Raw genomic sequence first — 13,674 nt, forward strand, 5'->3', positions numbered from 1 at the left:
AACACAAGGGAAAAGATACATATGGCGGGCAACAGCGGCGGCCCCTGGGGGGGCGGAGGCTCATCCGGAGGCGGAGGAAATCGGGGTAACAACGGGGATGGGCGCAAGCCCCCCGAAGGTGACGGCCCGCAGATCCCCGAGATCGATGAGCTGATGAAAAAGGGCCAGGAACAGCTGCGCGTCCTGATGGGCGGTCGTGGCGGCGGTGGCCGTGGTACGAATGGTTCGGGCGGCGGCGGTGGCCCCGCGTTTACTAAGGGAACCGTTGCGATCGGTCTGCTCGTCGCGGCTGGTCTTTGGGGTTTGGCGAGCTTCTATACCGTCAAACCGGAAGAACAATCCGTCGAACTGTTTCTGGGCGAATTCTCGGCTGTGGGAAATCCGGGCCTGAATTTTGCCCCGTGGCCGTTTGTAACCGCCGAGGTCATTCCGGTGACCCGCGAACAGAACGAAGACATGGGCGGTGCCCGTGGCAGCGACGATGGTCTGATGCTGACCGGCGACGAGAATGTGGTTGATATCGATTATCAGGTTGTCTGGAACATCAATGACCCGGCGAAATTCCTGTTCAACCTGCGTGATCCGCGCCAGACGATCCGCGCCGTGTCTGAATCGGCGATGCGTGAGATTATTGCGCAGAGCGAACTTGCGCCGATCCTGAACCGGGATCGCGGTATCATTGCTGATCGCCTGCAGGAACTGATCCAAGAGACAATGGACAGCTACGATTCGGGTGTGAACATCGTTCGTGTGAACTTTGACAAGGCTGACCCACCGCAGGACGTGATTGCCGCGTTCCGCGACGTTCAGGCCGCCGCGCAGGAGCGTGACCGGTTGCAGAACGTCGCTGACGCCTATGCCAACCGCGTTCTCGCTGAGGCGCGTGGTGAAGCCGCGCAGGTACTGGAAGAGGCTGAAGCTTATCGTGCCCAGCAGATCAACGGTGCACAGGGTGAAGCCAGCCGCTTTAGCGCGGTTTTGGAGGAATATTCCAAAGCACCTGATGTGACCCGCAAACGTCTGTATCTGGAACGCATGGAGCAGGTGCTGGGTGATGTGGACAAGATCATTCTGGATGAAAACTCGACAGGATCGGGGCAGGGCGTTGTGCCTTATCTGCCGCTCAACGAGTTGCGTCGTAACCCTGCAGGGGAGAGCAACTGATGCGTAAGACAACGTTTATTCTGCCGATCATCTTTCTTGCGATAGTCGGTGTTCTGTCCTCGATCTTCATCGTGGACGAGCGTGAACGCGCTCTGGTTCTGCAATTTGGTCGCGTTGTTGCGGTTAAGGAAGATCCGGGGCTGGCATTCAAAATCCCGCTGATTCAGGAAGTGGTGCGGTATGACGACCGTATCCTGTCGATTGACGTTCAGCCGCTGGAAGTGACGCCTCTGGACGATCGTCGTCTGGTGGTCGATGCCTTCGCACGCTACCGGATTTCTGATCTGGAACAGTTCCGTCAGGCCGTTGGTGTCGGCGGTATCCCGGTTGCCGAGGATCGTCTGGACCGCATCCTGCGCGCCGAAACCCGCGAAGTGCTGGGTTCGGTTTCGTCCCGTGACATCCTCAGCTCGGATCGTGCCGCGCTGATGCTGCGTATCCGCAACAGCGCGATTGCACAGGCACGTGCGCTGGGCGTGAACGTAATCGACGTGCGTCTGAAGGCGACCGATTTGCCGCAAGCCAACCTTGAGGCGACGTTTGACCGGATGAAGGCGGAACGTGAACGTGAAGCGACCGACGAACGCGCTCGCGGTAACGAAGCCGCGCAGCGTGTGCGCGCGCAGGCCGACCGGACCGTGGTTGAACTGGTTTCCGACGCCAACCGTGAGGCCGAGATCATTCGCGGTGAGGCCGATGCCGAACGCAACGCGATCTTCGCCGAAGCCTATGGTGCCGATCCGGAATTCTTTGAATTCTACCGGTCGCTCACTGCTTACGAGAACGCTCTGCAAGGCAGCAACAGCTCGTTGATCCTTAGCCCGGACTCGGAGTTCTTCAACTACCTTGCTTCTCCGACCGGGCGTCGGGCACCGGCAGCTGCGGCCGCTGAGTGATGGGCATGATCCTTCTGGCCTTCGGGCTGGTACTGATTGTCGAGGGGCTGGCCTATGCGCTGGCCCCTTCGCTTATTGAACGCATGCTTGAGGCGCTGCGCGCGTTGCCGGAACAGGCGCGGCGGCTGGTCGGGCTGCTTTGTGTGGTCAGTGGGCTGGTGCTGCTGTGGGGCGCATATCAGGTCGGTTTTTGATGCGATGGTTTCACGCACTGGTGATTTCCCCGCGATCCCGAGTTGCGGGCCGGGACAAACTGACTACATTGGTTGCAAAGAAGGGCATCCGGGTGATGCCAATAGAGAATTAGTCAACAAGGAGACCCCAAGTGCAGGCTAAGGCGCGCAGTGTGTCCGTCCGACGGGACGATTTTGTTATGAAGATGCGGCTGATGTGGCTGACCTTAGTGGGGGTGCTGCTGGTTTTGGCTCAATCTGTGTCCGCGCAGGCGCGGGGTGACAGCCTGGCACCGCTGGCTGAACAGATTAGCCCTGCGGTGGTCAATATCACCACGTCGACGCTGATCGAAGGCCAGACTGGCCCGCAAGGGATCGTGCCAGAGGGCTCACCATTCGAAGACTTTTTCCGAGAGTTTCAGGATCGCAATGGCGGGGACAATGAAAATCGTCCACGTCGCAGCAATGCGCTGGGCTCGGGCTTCGTGATCTCGGAAGACGGCTATATCGTCACCAACAATCACGTGATTGCCGAAGCCGATGAGATATTGGTCGAGTTTTTTCCCGGTGATGGCCAGCCCGCGAAAGATTTGGTTGCCAAGGTAATCGGCCGGGACGAAAAGACCGATATCGCGCTGCTGAAAGTCGAGGCGGAAGGGCCGCTGAAATACGTGCAGTTCGGTGACAGCGACATTGCCCGCGTGGGCGATTGGGTGATCGCGATGGGGAACCCGCTGGGGCAAGGCTTTTCGGTGTCAGCAGGGATTATCTCGGCCCGGAATCGGGCACTGAGCGGGTCATATGATGACTACATCCAGACCGATGCTGCGATCAACCGGGGCAACTCGGGTGGGCCGCTGTTCAACATGAATGGCGAGGTGATCGGCGTAAATACTGCGATCCTGTCGCCCAATGGCGGCTCGATCGGGATTGGTTTCTCGATGGCTTCGAACGTGGTGATCAAGGTCGTTGATCAACTGCGTGAGTTCGGGGAGACCCGCCGCGGTTGGCTGGGCGTGCGCATTCAGGACGTGACCGAGGATATGGCCGAGGCGATGGGGCTGGACAAACCCGGAGGTGCGTTGATCAGCGATGTACCGGACGGCCCGGCAAAAGAAGCGGGCCTGCTGGCCGGAGACGTGATCATCAGCTTTGATGGCGTCGAGGTCGAGGATACACGCGGCCTTGTGCGGCAGGTGGGAGAGACCACCGTTGGCAAATCTGTGCGTGTGGTCGTGCACCGTGATGGAGGCACCCAGACCGTGCTGGTGACGCTGGGCCGCCGCGAAGACGCCGAACGTGCCGAGAACGGCGAAGAGCCGGAAGCCGAAACGCCGACTGAGGAAGACAAGGATATTCTTGGCCTGACCATCGCTCCGCTGGGGGATAGCCAGCGCGAGGAATTGGGTCTGGATGCCGATGCCGAAGGATTGTTGGTGACCAATGTTGATGAATCCTCGGAAGCCTTTGAAAAGGGTCTGCGCGCCGGTGATCTTATCACTGAGGCGGGGCAGCAGAAGGTGACTTCGATCACTGATCTGGAGACGCGGATGGATGAGGCGCGTGAAGCAGGACGCAAATCTCTGTTGCTGCTGGTGCGGCGGGGCGGGGAACCCCGGTTCGTAGCGCTGAGCCTAGAATAATAAACTCAGCGAACAGATCCGAAATTAGAAGGTCGGGATATTTTCCCGGCCTTTTTCATACTTCGTTAAGAAAAAAGCCATATGCCGGGGAAGGCATATGGCTCTGTACAGGGAGAGGTCGGTGGACAGATATCGGGGATGATAAAACCGACCTCCTACGGTAACGGGATTGACCTTAGGGCAATCTTAAAGCTGCGTATGTGAAGCGGATCACATCTGTGCCGAAAATTTAGATTAAATCGGATTCGGCCAGTTGCCGCAGCGCGTCAAAGTCGTGGATCTGCAGCCCGCCGCGCGAAGCTTCGACGACATTGTCGCGTTTCCATGTCGAAATGGTCTTTGACACTGCCTCACGCGTCGCACCGACAAATTCGGCCAATTCGCTCTGCGAAAGCGTGATACGTGCCGTTGGGCTGTCCTGTTGTCCTGCCAGGTGCAAAAGCTTGCGCGCCAGTCGGATCGGCATCGGCAGGAATACCTGCTCGTTCAATTGAGCGCCCATATAACGCATGCGAAGACCGGCCAAGCGGATCAGATCCACCGCAAGGTCAGGATGTTCCCGGATCTGCGCCATCATGTCTTTCTGGCGAACGCGCAGGACTTTGGAGGGCTCAGCTGCAGTAACGGTTGCGGTGCGGGGACCGCTGTCGAACAACGCGATTTCCCCGAACACCTCACCTGGGCGCATCATGCTGAGAGAAAGCTTGCGCCCGCTCGACGCAAGAAATGACACTTCGAGCGCACCGGAAAGAATGGCATAGAGCGCATCGCCTTCATCGTCCTGCTCGAACAGGACATCGCCCCGATCCAATGTGACTTCGGTGGCCTGGGCTGCCAGCATGGTGCGCAGCTCTTCAGAGGCTTCGGACAGGAATCCACTGTTGGGAAATGCCATCATTCGGGCGCTGATCTCCGGGGTTGAGTGGTGCGGGTGGTGACCCAACTTTTCACAGCTTCAAGCTTAAGCCAAGAAATTTTGTTAGCTTGTTACGCTTGGGCAAGAACAGTTATTGCTTGTCGGGATCATCCATATAGCTTTGTAGCAGGTTGAACTGCATCATCAGAAACGCCATCAAGGCAATGGGAAAGCCGAAGGTTTCGATCTTGACCCATAGGTCCGTTGACATCGTGCGCCAGACCAATTCATTGGCTGCGGCCAGTACTGCGAAACAGGCACACAGACGCCGGGTGAGGATCATCCAGCCCTCGTGCTGCATGGGTAGCATCTCGTCCAGAACATATGCCAGGTAGGATTTCCCCTGCAAAAGCCCGATCCCGAGGATGGCGGAAAAGAAGCCATAGACCAGCGTTGTTTTCATCTTGAAAAACCGCTCATCATTGAACCACGCGGTGAGGCCGCCGAAGAAAATCACCATGAATGCGGTGAAAATCTGCATACGGCTGAGTTTGCCCGTCAGGTACCAGAGGATGCCCATGGCAGCCAGCATCAGCGGCACGAACAGGATGGTGGCGACGATGAACCCAGAATACTCGGTGCCGCCGATCACGAAATTGTCATCACGCAGGCGCAGGTAGATGAAGAAGAAGGCCAGTGGGGGGCCAAGTTCCAGTACCTGTTTGAGGAATGGGTTGATGTCTTTTTTCTCTGCCATGATTCCAACCTGCTGCTTACCCGCCCATTTCAACTATTACTGCGCCGAGTGCAATCAATGCCATCAACGCAATGCGTCTGGGGCCGACAGTTTCTTTCAGCACCAGCCAGCCGATGAGTGCTGCGAAAACGGTGGAGGTTTCGCGCAGGACCGCCGCCTCTCCGACCTTGTCCAGTCGCGTGGCGAGCATGATGGCACCGAAGGACATCGGCGCAATGATGCCGCCCGCGAACCCGCGAAGCATCAGAGGTCCAAGCGCAGGGCGGTGGATCATTGCGCGGTATCTGAGCGCAGCATAGATAGGCATCGCGGCCCCGTCGATCATGAAGAACCACGCAAGGAAGGTGAACGGGTCAGCCGTAGCGCGGATACCGTAGGCATCATAGGTCGTATAGAGCGCCACGAAGAGGCCCGTGACGACCGCCAGCACCAGCGCGATTTGCAGCGTATCTCGATTGGTCTCAAGGTAGCGCAGGTTATAGGCGGCAAGGCCGAAGATACCCGCAAGAAGCGTCGCGACTCCAAGCCATTGGATGGCCGAGAAGGTTTCACCGAACAAAAGATAGGCTCCGATCACGGTGAAGAGCGGGCCAGTACCGCGCACGACCGGATAGACTACGGTATAGGAGCCTTTGGTGTAGGCCATCGCCTGCAGCACCTTATAGCCGATATGGATCAGCCAAACGACGCCAAAGATCGGCCACATGTATGGTTCGGGCCATGGCACGATAAAGAAGGCGAATGGCATCGCCATAAGGCAGTAGCAGGCATCGATCGCCCCGCGCGACATCCACGGGTCGTGGCGGCCTTTTTGCAGTGCACCGAAAACCGCATGCAGGAAGGCCGCCATCAGCGCGAGCGCGAGGGCGAGTTGGTGGCCTGCTTCGGTGCCTTCGAGGGAGATCAGCCAGTCGCTCAAATCGGGGCTTTCGCTTGGGCGGAGAGAGTGGGGGGCTGTCTGCCCCCCACGCCCCCCGAAGGTATTTTCGGCCAGATGAAGGGGCGGATCAGGATTGTAAGCCCGTCAGGGCGGCGGCGAATTCTTCGGGATCAAACGGGGCGAGGTCGTCGATTTGCTCACCGACACCAATGGCGTGGATCGGAAGGCCGAACTTGTCGGCGAGGGCGACCAGCACGCCGCCTTTGGCTGTGCCGTCCAGTTTGGTCATCACGAGGCCCGAGACATCGGCCAGTTTGCGGAAGGTTTCGACCTGACTGAGGGCGTTTTGCCCGGTGGTGGCGTCCAGTACCAGCAGCGTGTTGTGCGGCGCGGTGTCGTCGACCTTGCGGATGACGCGGACGATCTTGGCCAGTTCCTCCATCAGGTCAGCGCGGTTTTGCAGGCGGCCTGCTGTGTCGATCATCAGCAGATCAGCGCCTTCGTTTTGCGCTTTGGTCAGCGCATCGAAGGCCAGCGAGGCGGGATCGGAGCCTTCGGGGGCGGTCAGCACGGGCACGCCCGCGCGGTCGCCCCAGACCTGCAGCTGCTCGACAGCGGCGGCGCGGAAGGTGTCTCCGGCAGCGATGACGACCTTTTTGCCTGAGGCTTTGAACTGGCTGGCGAGCTTGCCGATGGTCGTGGTTTTGCCCGAGCCGTTCACGCCCACGACCAGCACCACTTGTGGGCGCTTGGGGTAGATTGGCATCGGTTTGGCCACGGGGTCCATTACGCGGGCAACCTCCTGCGCCAGCAGCTGTTTGATTTCCTGGGTCGAGAGTTTGCGACCAAAGCGGCCCTCGGCCATGTTGGACGTAACGCGCAAGGCGGTGTCGACGCCCATATCCGAGGCGATCAGAAGCTCTTCGAGTTGCTCCAGCATGTCGTCATCCAGCGTGCGGCGGACAACGGTCTTGGATTCATTTCGGCCGAACAGGCGACCCATCAAACCCTTGGATTCTGGAACCTCTGGGGGTGGAGGCGCCGGTGTGGGATCAGCCGGGATCGGAGCGGGAGGCTCGACCGGTTGGGGCGCGGGCGTGGGTTCCGGCACTTCGGGAACCGGTTGCGGTTCGGGCTCAGGTTCGGGGATCACCGGATCAGGATTTGGGGTTTCCTCGCCGCCATCCTCGACAATTGCATCCAGCCCCTCTTCGAGGCGCGATGAGGATTTGAACAGCTTGTCCTTGAGCTTTGAGAAAAACGCCATTTTTGATCTCCGCAGGTGTTCCCCTCACCTAATGTGGATTGAAGGCAGTTGCAAAGGGTCAGGTGAAGGCGATCAGAAACCCGGCTTGGGCAGCCCAGTAAAGCGGCCAGACCAGATAGGGCGTAAGCTTCAGGGTCGGGTGATTGGCAGGTAGCAGGAACTTTTCAGTCGCAAGCGCCAGATCCGAGGCGATGAAGGCCATCGCGGCGGGAAGGGCCCAGCGTAAGGCTCCAGTTTCGGGAAGGGCAAGAACGGTGATGCCCATGCCCAGGATGATTGGAATATAAGCGAGGACGGGGATTTTGAGGTCTCCGGCGCGGGGGGTGAGCAGCGTGGCCATAACGATGCCCAGGATGATCAGGGACCAGAAGATCGCGGGGTGGTCGAAGATCAGTTCAGGGTTGCTGCTGGGGCTCGTCAAAAATAAGGCGATATAGGCCAAATGCCCCGCAGCAAATGCACCGATGCCTGCCATGAATGTGCTGTCGGTTTCGCGTGACAAAAGGGCATCGCCTATCGCGCAGAAGGTAAGGGCGAGGATCAGGAGCCATGGCACGCTTGCCAGTATGGCGACGCCTGCCAGCAGCACGACCGATGCTGTTTTCAGCATGCTACGCAGGGTGCTGGCCGGGCGCGCGGTAAGTGGCAGGTAGGCCAGCGCGCAGGCCGCCGCAATCCAGAAAAGAAGTGTTGTCATGGTGCGTCCCCGATGTTTTTGAGGCAATCATCGCCATGATCTCGGCGGTGCATCAAGGCGTGACGTGGAGTTATCTTGCCGATCGCCGCGATGTGGAAAGGTTGAATGGCACTTGTGGGCTGCTTCTGACACAGTGTGGTCATGATCCGAATTTGCTTGATTCTGCTGACCCTTGCCTCACAGCCCGTTGCGGCACAGTCGCCTCTGACGGGGTCTGAATTCGATGCGTATACACGTGGAAAAACCTTGTATTACGGATTCGATGGGCAGGCCTACGGGGTCGAACGGTATCTGCCAGACCGCCGAGTCATCTGGTCATTTCTGGATGGCAATTGCATGAACGGAGTTTGGTACGAGCAGGAAGATCAGATCTGTTTCATCTATGAGGATCAACTGGCGCCGCAATGCTGGGTGTTCTGGCAATCCGGGGGCGGTTTGATCGCGCAATTTGAGGGCGACCCGACCGCGACCGAGTTGTACGAGGCCGAGGATATTGGCGAAGAGATGTTGTGCTACGGACCGGATGTCGGGGTCTGAAATGGTCGCAGGTCTTGATAGTCCAGCATGACGTGATGTTGAAACGCGGGCCTTTCGGTTAGCCGTTCATAGTATCGACGCAAATGCGGTAACGGTGCGCGGACGATGTCGATATCGTAGTAGCGGTAAAGAACGTGGCCGAACTGTATATCCGCCAGTGTAAAATGCTCACCCGCAAGGAACGTGTTTTGGTCCAGCTCCTTGTCTGCGATTGCCAGTTTGATTTCCAAATCGCTGACAGCCCGACGGATCGCTGTTTGATCCTGCTGTTCAACGGGTGTTCGCACAATTTGCCAGAACACCGGAACGGTAAACGCCATCGCCACGTTGAGTTTCGCCCATTCGGCCCATTTGTCGATCGTGGCGCGCCGGGTAGGATCTGAAGGCCAGAATGCCTGATCGCCATATTGGGTGGCCAGATATCGCAGGATGGCGCCGGTTTCCCAAAGCGGTGGGTTGTCGCCATCTTGCAGGACGGGGATGGTTTTGTTTGGGTTCAGTGCCCGAAACGCTGCAGTGTCCAGTCCGCCGAAGCGATGGCCAAGATCGTGACGCTGGTATTCTAGGCCAAGCTCACCCACGCACCACATTAGGGCCTGAACGTTCGAGGATGTATTACGGCCCCAGATCGTCAGCATCGATCAGAACAGCGAACCCTGATCGGGCGGCGCTTGTTTGGGTTTCTTGGAGGGGGCTTTGTCTGATGCTCCGGTCTTTAGGCGACCATCGGCGAACTCGATCTCAAGCACAGTGTGACCCGAGGCCTGAGATTTAGTTGTGATGACTTCCCCTTCGGCGCGCACGACGGCGTAGCCACGCCCGAGCGTCGCTTTGTAGCTCAGCGTTTCACGTAGGCGGTCGGTGGCGTCCATCTGCTGGCGGAGGCGGTCCAGCCGTGTGGATTGCGCGGCGTTCAGGCGATCGGTCAGTCGGTTGAGGGTATCGCGCCGTGTTTCCAGCTCGCGCTGGATCGGGCGCATTGACAGGCGCGAAGACAGGTTGCGCCAGCGGTCGCGGCGGGTTTCGACAAAGCTGCGCAGGGTCGAGGGGCGCAGGCGGGCCGCACTGTCCAGCAGTTTGACGCGGCGGTTCTGAACACCCCGGATCAGCGCGTTAGGCAGGCGTTCCGAGATCTGGTCTAGTCTTTGGCGCGGGCTTTCCAGCAGTGTGTCTGGGCGCGGCAGCGCGCGCGACAGATCGCGCAGCCGTTGGCTGCGGCGCTGCACGGCGTCCGTTGCCGCGCGCGACAGGCGGGCCCCTTGTTCGTTGGTCCAAGCCAGCAATTCCATACGCACAGGCACGGCAAGTTCGGCAGCGGCGGTTGGCGTAGGCGCGCGGCGGTCCGAGACATAGTCGATCAGGGTGGTGTCCGTCTCGTGCCCGACGGCCGAGATCAGCGGGATTTCTGAGGCTGCAGTCGCGCGCGCGACGCTTTCTTCGTTGAAGCCCCAGAGGTCTTCTATGGACCCACCGCCGCGCGCGACGATAATCAGGTCGGGTCGCGGGAGGGCCCCGCCCGGTGTGAGTTGATTGAAGCCTTCGATGGCGCGGGTCACTTCGGGGGCACAGTTTGCCCCCTGAACCGCGACGGGCCAGATCAGTACTTTGCGCGGGAACCGATCACGCAGCCGATGCAAGATGTCTCGGATCACCGCACCGGAGGGCGAAGTGACAACGCCGATGATCTGCGGCAAGTAGGGCAGGGGTTTCTTGCGTTCAGCCGCAAACAAGCCTTCGGATTCGAGCTGCTTTTTGCGCTTTTCCAGCAATGCCATCAGCGCGCCTTGCCCGGCGACGGCGACTTCATCGACATTCAGGTTGTATTTCGACTGGGCTCCAAAAGCTGTCAGGCGCCCGGTGACGACAACCTCGAGGCCTTCTTCGGGAACAACTGAAAGACCAGAAATCTGCCCTTTCCAAGTTGTGCAGGCCAGCACGTTCCGGTCGTCCTTTATGTCGTAATACAGATGACCCGAACGGGCCTTGAACACGCGGCCCACTTCTCCACGCACACGGATTCGGCCAAAGGTGCCCTCGAGCGTGCGCTTCACCTCGCCTGAGATGTCCGAGACAGTGTATTCGGGGGTGTTCTGACCCGGAATCGGGTCATCTAGCAGGTCGGACATTTCAGCGCCTTGTGTCAAATCTCTGCGCAGCTTAGAACGCCGCGCAGGCAAGGCCAAGCAGATCGGAGCGTTTCATGAATATCCTCATTCTCGGCAGCGGTGGACGCGAGCACAGTCTGGCTTGGGCGGTGATGCAAAACCCCAAATGTGATCGCCTGATTGTGGCGCCGGGGAATGCCGGGATCGCCCAGATCGCAGAGTGCGCGGCGGTGGACATTGAGAATGGCGGTGCTGTGGTCAACTTTGCCGAGGAAAACGCGATTGATTTCGTGATCGTTGGCCCCGAAGCGCCTTTGGCCGCAGGGGTCGCTGACCGGCTGCGCGAAGCGGGTGTGCTGGTTTTCGGGCCCTCGGCAGAAGCGGCGCGGCTGGAGGCCTCAAAAAGCTTCACCAAGGAAATCTGTGACGCATCCGGCGCGCCGACGGCGGCTTATGCCCGGTTCACCGAGGCTGAGCCCGCCAAGGAATACATCCGTGCGCAGGGGGCCCCGATTGTGGTCAAGGCCGATGGGCTGGCTGCCGGCAAGGGCGTGATCGTTGCGATGGACGAGCAAACCGCCCTGGACGCGATTGACGACATGTTCGGCGGAGCCTTTGGTGGCGCGGGGGCCGAAGTGGTGATCGAGGAGTTCATGGAGGGCGAGGAGGCGTCTCTGTTCGTGCTCTGTGACGGAGAGGATATCCTGTCGATTGGCACCGCACAGGACCACAAACGCGTTGGCGAGGGCGATACCGGGCTGAACACTGGCGGGATGGGCGCCTATTCTCCGGCCCCGGTGCTGAGCGCCGAGATCGAGGCCCTTGCGATGGATCAGATCGTGCGCCCGACGGTGGCCGAGATGAAGCGGCGCGGGACACCGTTTCAGGGTGTGCTCTACGCCGGTTTGATGATCAAGGATGGTCAGCCCAGGTTGGTGGAGTACAACGTGCGGTTCGGAGATCCCGAATGTCAGGTACTGATGATGCGCCTTGGCGCTCAGGCCATGGACCTGATGCACGCGGCGGCCGAGGGTCGCTTGGCTGAGACGCGGGTGAACTGGGCCGACGATCACGCCATCACGGTCGTGATGGCGGCAAAGGGGTATCCTGGTTCTTATGAAAAAGGCACTGTGATCAACGGCCTGGGTGATCTGGCCGAGGATAGTAGCAACATGGTATTCCACGCGGGGACAAAAGCGGCTGAAGGCAAGGTTCAGGCCGCGGGTGGCCGCGTTCTGAATGTGACTGCGCGTGGGGAAACGCTGAAAGACGCACGCGACCGGGCGTATGACATGGTTGAAGGTGTTGATTGGCCTGAAGGGTTCTTCCGTCGCGACATCGGCTGGCGCGCGCTTTAACTCAGTAGTCGGGCTGCGCCCGGCTTGATGATTTCGGGGCGAGGGGCCAGCCCCTCGCGCTCCCCGAGGTATTTATGGCCAGATGAAGATCGGATCAGCACTTTAGTGCGTTGGCCAGATCTTTGAGACTGTTGAGTGGTCCGAGGTCTTTTTGTCGCCAGCCTTTGCTGTACGAGACGCCTATGATCCGCGACCAGTCGGCGCTGGCGAGGATCAGCTCAGGGTGCGTTTCGCATTGGCGCAGACCGCCTGAAATAAAATCTTCTCCGATCCTGTGATTGGTAAGGCCAGGGATTGTCGCGATTTCAATGAGTTCACCGTCTTTGTAACGCCAGATGCGCAGAGTTTTCGCAAGGTGTGGGCGGTCGACATAGGCGATCTCGACATGTCCATCACCATCCAGATCGGCGGCACCGATGGGGGCGAGCCAGCGGTTGCGCGTGCCGATATGGGGGGTGGCGGCGATTTTTTGACCATTTATGTCATAGATCGCCAGTTGAGCACCCGTATGCTGCTGGGTCTCTACAACGATGATTTCAGGTAACCCGTCCTGATCGATATCGGCCAGGCGTGGGGCAAGATCTTCGAATACGCGGTCTTCAGGCAGACGTATTGTAACGGTCGAGCGTTTGGAACTATCGACTTTTCGCCGCGCCGCCGAGGAAATACTTGTTCCGACGCCAATTTCCAAAGCACCGTATTCGATGGCGTCGCCAAGCACACCATGGGCGTAGCGTGTTGTTGGTTCCGTGAAGCGAGCAGATACTTTGGTTTCGCCGCTGGCTGCGGGCATATTCCCCGTTAGCCAAATGCAAACCATCAGAACAGAGCCGCGCGCCCGACGGTGCCAAAGGCGGTTGGGCTGACGCGGCGCATCAGAGTGCATCAGATCTGCTTTTCGGGCATCTGCACAACCAGACCATCCAGCGCGTCGGTGACCTTGATCTGGCAGGTCAGGCGCGAGCGGGCCGGGTCGGGTTCATAGGCGAAGTCAAGCATATCTTCTTCCATGTCGTCCTTGGCGGGGATTCTCTCGACCCAGTCAGGATGAATATAGACGTGGCAGGTCGAGCAGGCGCAGGCACCGCCGCAATCGGCCTCGATGCCGGGAATGTTGTTGTCACGGGCCCCTTCCATGACTGTCAGTCCGTTGGCGACCTCGACTGTATGTTCGGTACCGCCATGCTCGACATAGGTGATCTTTGCCATTGCGTGCGTCTTCCTTTTTCGGTTGTCGAATTCTTCCTTAGTGAAGCGAGTTAAGTGTTTCTAGAGGGAATTGCGACTTGAACGGTCGCGCATGAATGTTCTTATCAACAATATTGTAATTGAGCCTGCGCC

Annotated in this window: 15 protein-coding genes; 6 read left to right on the top strand and 9 right to left on the bottom strand. The window is 59.1% G+C overall.

Going from position 1 to position 13,674, the window contains the following annotated elements; all coding sequences use genetic code 11:
* Nucleotides 1–21: 21 nt before the first annotated feature.
* The 4 genes from hflK (at nucleotide 22) to ACR0CZ_RS08890 (ending at nucleotide 3,876) form a co-directional block, all read left to right on the top strand.
* Nucleotides 22–1,164: an FtsH protease activity modulator HflK gene (gene hflK, locus ACR0CZ_RS08875; protein ID WP_170393723.1), complete on the top strand. Its 1,143-nt coding sequence runs from the start codon at nucleotides 22–24 to the stop codon at nucleotides 1,162–1,164.
* Complete coding sequence (gene hflC, locus ACR0CZ_RS08880; RefSeq protein WP_170393556.1) at nucleotides 1,164–2,060, top strand: protease modulator HflC; 897 nt, start codon at nucleotides 1,164–1,166, stop codon at nucleotides 2,058–2,060. The genes hflK and hflC overlap by 1 nt, the downstream gene beginning before the upstream one ends.
* The gene (locus ACR0CZ_RS08885) at nucleotides 2,060–2,254 is read left to right on the top strand and encodes a DUF2065 domain-containing protein (RefSeq protein WP_170393554.1); all 195 of its coding nucleotides are present in this window, start codon (nucleotides 2,060–2,062) and stop codon (nucleotides 2,252–2,254) included. Before hflC ends, ACR0CZ_RS08885 begins: the two co-directional genes overlap by 1 nt.
* Before the next feature lie 179 nt (nucleotides 2,255–2,433).
* Entirely contained in the window at nucleotides 2,434–3,876 is a 1,443-nt protein-coding gene (locus tag ACR0CZ_RS08890) for a Do family serine endopeptidase (protein ID WP_480503421.1), read from the top strand.
* Between the two features lie 229 nt (nucleotides 3,877–4,105).
* On the opposite strand, the gene ACR0CZ_RS08895 is transcribed toward ACR0CZ_RS08890, so the two are convergent.
* From ACR0CZ_RS08895 to ACR0CZ_RS08915, 5 genes are all read right to left on the bottom strand, one after another.
* A complete protein-coding gene (locus ACR0CZ_RS08895) occupies nucleotides 4,106–4,774 on the bottom strand; it encodes a Crp/Fnr family transcriptional regulator (RefSeq protein WP_170393550.1) in 669 nt (222 codons plus the stop codon).
* A gap of 109 nt (nucleotides 4,775–4,883) precedes the next feature.
* A complete protein-coding gene (locus tag ACR0CZ_RS08900) occupies nucleotides 4,884–5,489 on the bottom strand; it encodes an inner membrane-spanning protein YciB (RefSeq protein WP_170393548.1) in 606 nt (201 codons plus the stop codon).
* Nucleotides 5,490–5,505: 16 nt separating this feature from the next.
* Nucleotides 5,506–6,408 carry a DMT family transporter gene (locus tag ACR0CZ_RS08905; protein ID WP_170393546.1) on the bottom strand — a complete coding sequence of 301 codons (903 nt, stop codon included), beginning with the start codon at nucleotides 6,406–6,408 and terminating at the stop codon, nucleotides 5,506–5,508.
* A gap of 88 nt (nucleotides 6,409–6,496) precedes the next feature.
* On the bottom strand, nucleotides 6,497–7,636 hold the full coding sequence (gene ftsY, locus ACR0CZ_RS08910) for a signal recognition particle-docking protein FtsY (protein WP_170393544.1): 1,140 nt from the start codon (nucleotides 7,634–7,636) through the stop codon (nucleotides 6,497–6,499).
* A gap of 58 nt (nucleotides 7,637–7,694) precedes the next feature.
* The gene (locus tag ACR0CZ_RS08915; RefSeq protein ID WP_170393542.1) at nucleotides 7,695–8,333 is read right to left on the bottom strand and encodes a lysoplasmalogenase; all 639 of its coding nucleotides are present in this window, start codon (nucleotides 8,331–8,333) and stop codon (nucleotides 7,695–7,697) included.
* Between the two features lie 141 nt (nucleotides 8,334–8,474).
* Here ACR0CZ_RS08915 and ACR0CZ_RS08920 point away from each other — a divergent pair, with 141 nt between their 5' ends.
* Entirely contained in the window at nucleotides 8,475–8,870 is a 396-nt protein-coding gene (locus tag ACR0CZ_RS08920; RefSeq protein ID WP_170393540.1) for a hypothetical protein, read from the top strand.
* Here ACR0CZ_RS08920 and ACR0CZ_RS08925 read toward each other — a convergent pair.
* Both ACR0CZ_RS08925 and xseA read right to left on the bottom strand, forming a co-directional pair.
* Nucleotides 8,846–9,508, bottom strand: a complete 663-nt coding sequence (locus ACR0CZ_RS08925) for a glutathione S-transferase family protein (RefSeq protein WP_170465498.1) — start codon at nucleotides 9,506–9,508, stop codon at nucleotides 8,846–8,848. The two genes, ACR0CZ_RS08920 and ACR0CZ_RS08925, sit on opposite strands and share 25 nt — an antisense overlap.
* 3 nt (nucleotides 9,509–9,511) lie before the next feature.
* The gene (gene xseA, locus ACR0CZ_RS08930; protein WP_170465496.1) at nucleotides 9,512–10,996 is read right to left on the bottom strand and encodes an exodeoxyribonuclease VII large subunit; all 1,485 of its coding nucleotides are present in this window, start codon (nucleotides 10,994–10,996) and stop codon (nucleotides 9,512–9,514) included.
* Between the two features lie 74 nt (nucleotides 10,997–11,070).
* On the opposite strand from xseA, the gene purD reads away from it, so the two are divergent.
* Nucleotides 11,071–12,333 (top strand): phosphoribosylamine--glycine ligase, encoded by a 1,263-nt coding sequence (purD, locus tag ACR0CZ_RS08935; RefSeq protein WP_170465494.1) that lies wholly within the window; start codon nucleotides 11,071–11,073, stop codon nucleotides 12,331–12,333.
* A 94-nt stretch (nucleotides 12,334–12,427) separates the two neighbouring features.
* On the opposite strand, the gene ACR0CZ_RS08940 is transcribed toward purD, so the two are convergent.
* On the bottom strand, nucleotides 12,428–13,126 hold the full coding sequence (locus ACR0CZ_RS08940; RefSeq protein WP_480536967.1) for an FG-GAP repeat domain-containing protein: 699 nt from the start codon (nucleotides 13,124–13,126) through the stop codon (nucleotides 12,428–12,430).
* Between the two features lie 92 nt (nucleotides 13,127–13,218).
* Nucleotides 13,219–13,542 (bottom strand): 2Fe-2S iron-sulfur cluster-binding protein, encoded by a 324-nt coding sequence (locus ACR0CZ_RS08945; protein ID WP_170393530.1) that lies wholly within the window; start codon nucleotides 13,540–13,542, stop codon nucleotides 13,219–13,221.
* Between the last annotated feature and the right edge of the window lie 132 nt (nucleotides 13,543–13,674).

The sequence above is a fragment of the Ruegeria sp. H9 genome, assembly GCF_056532915.1.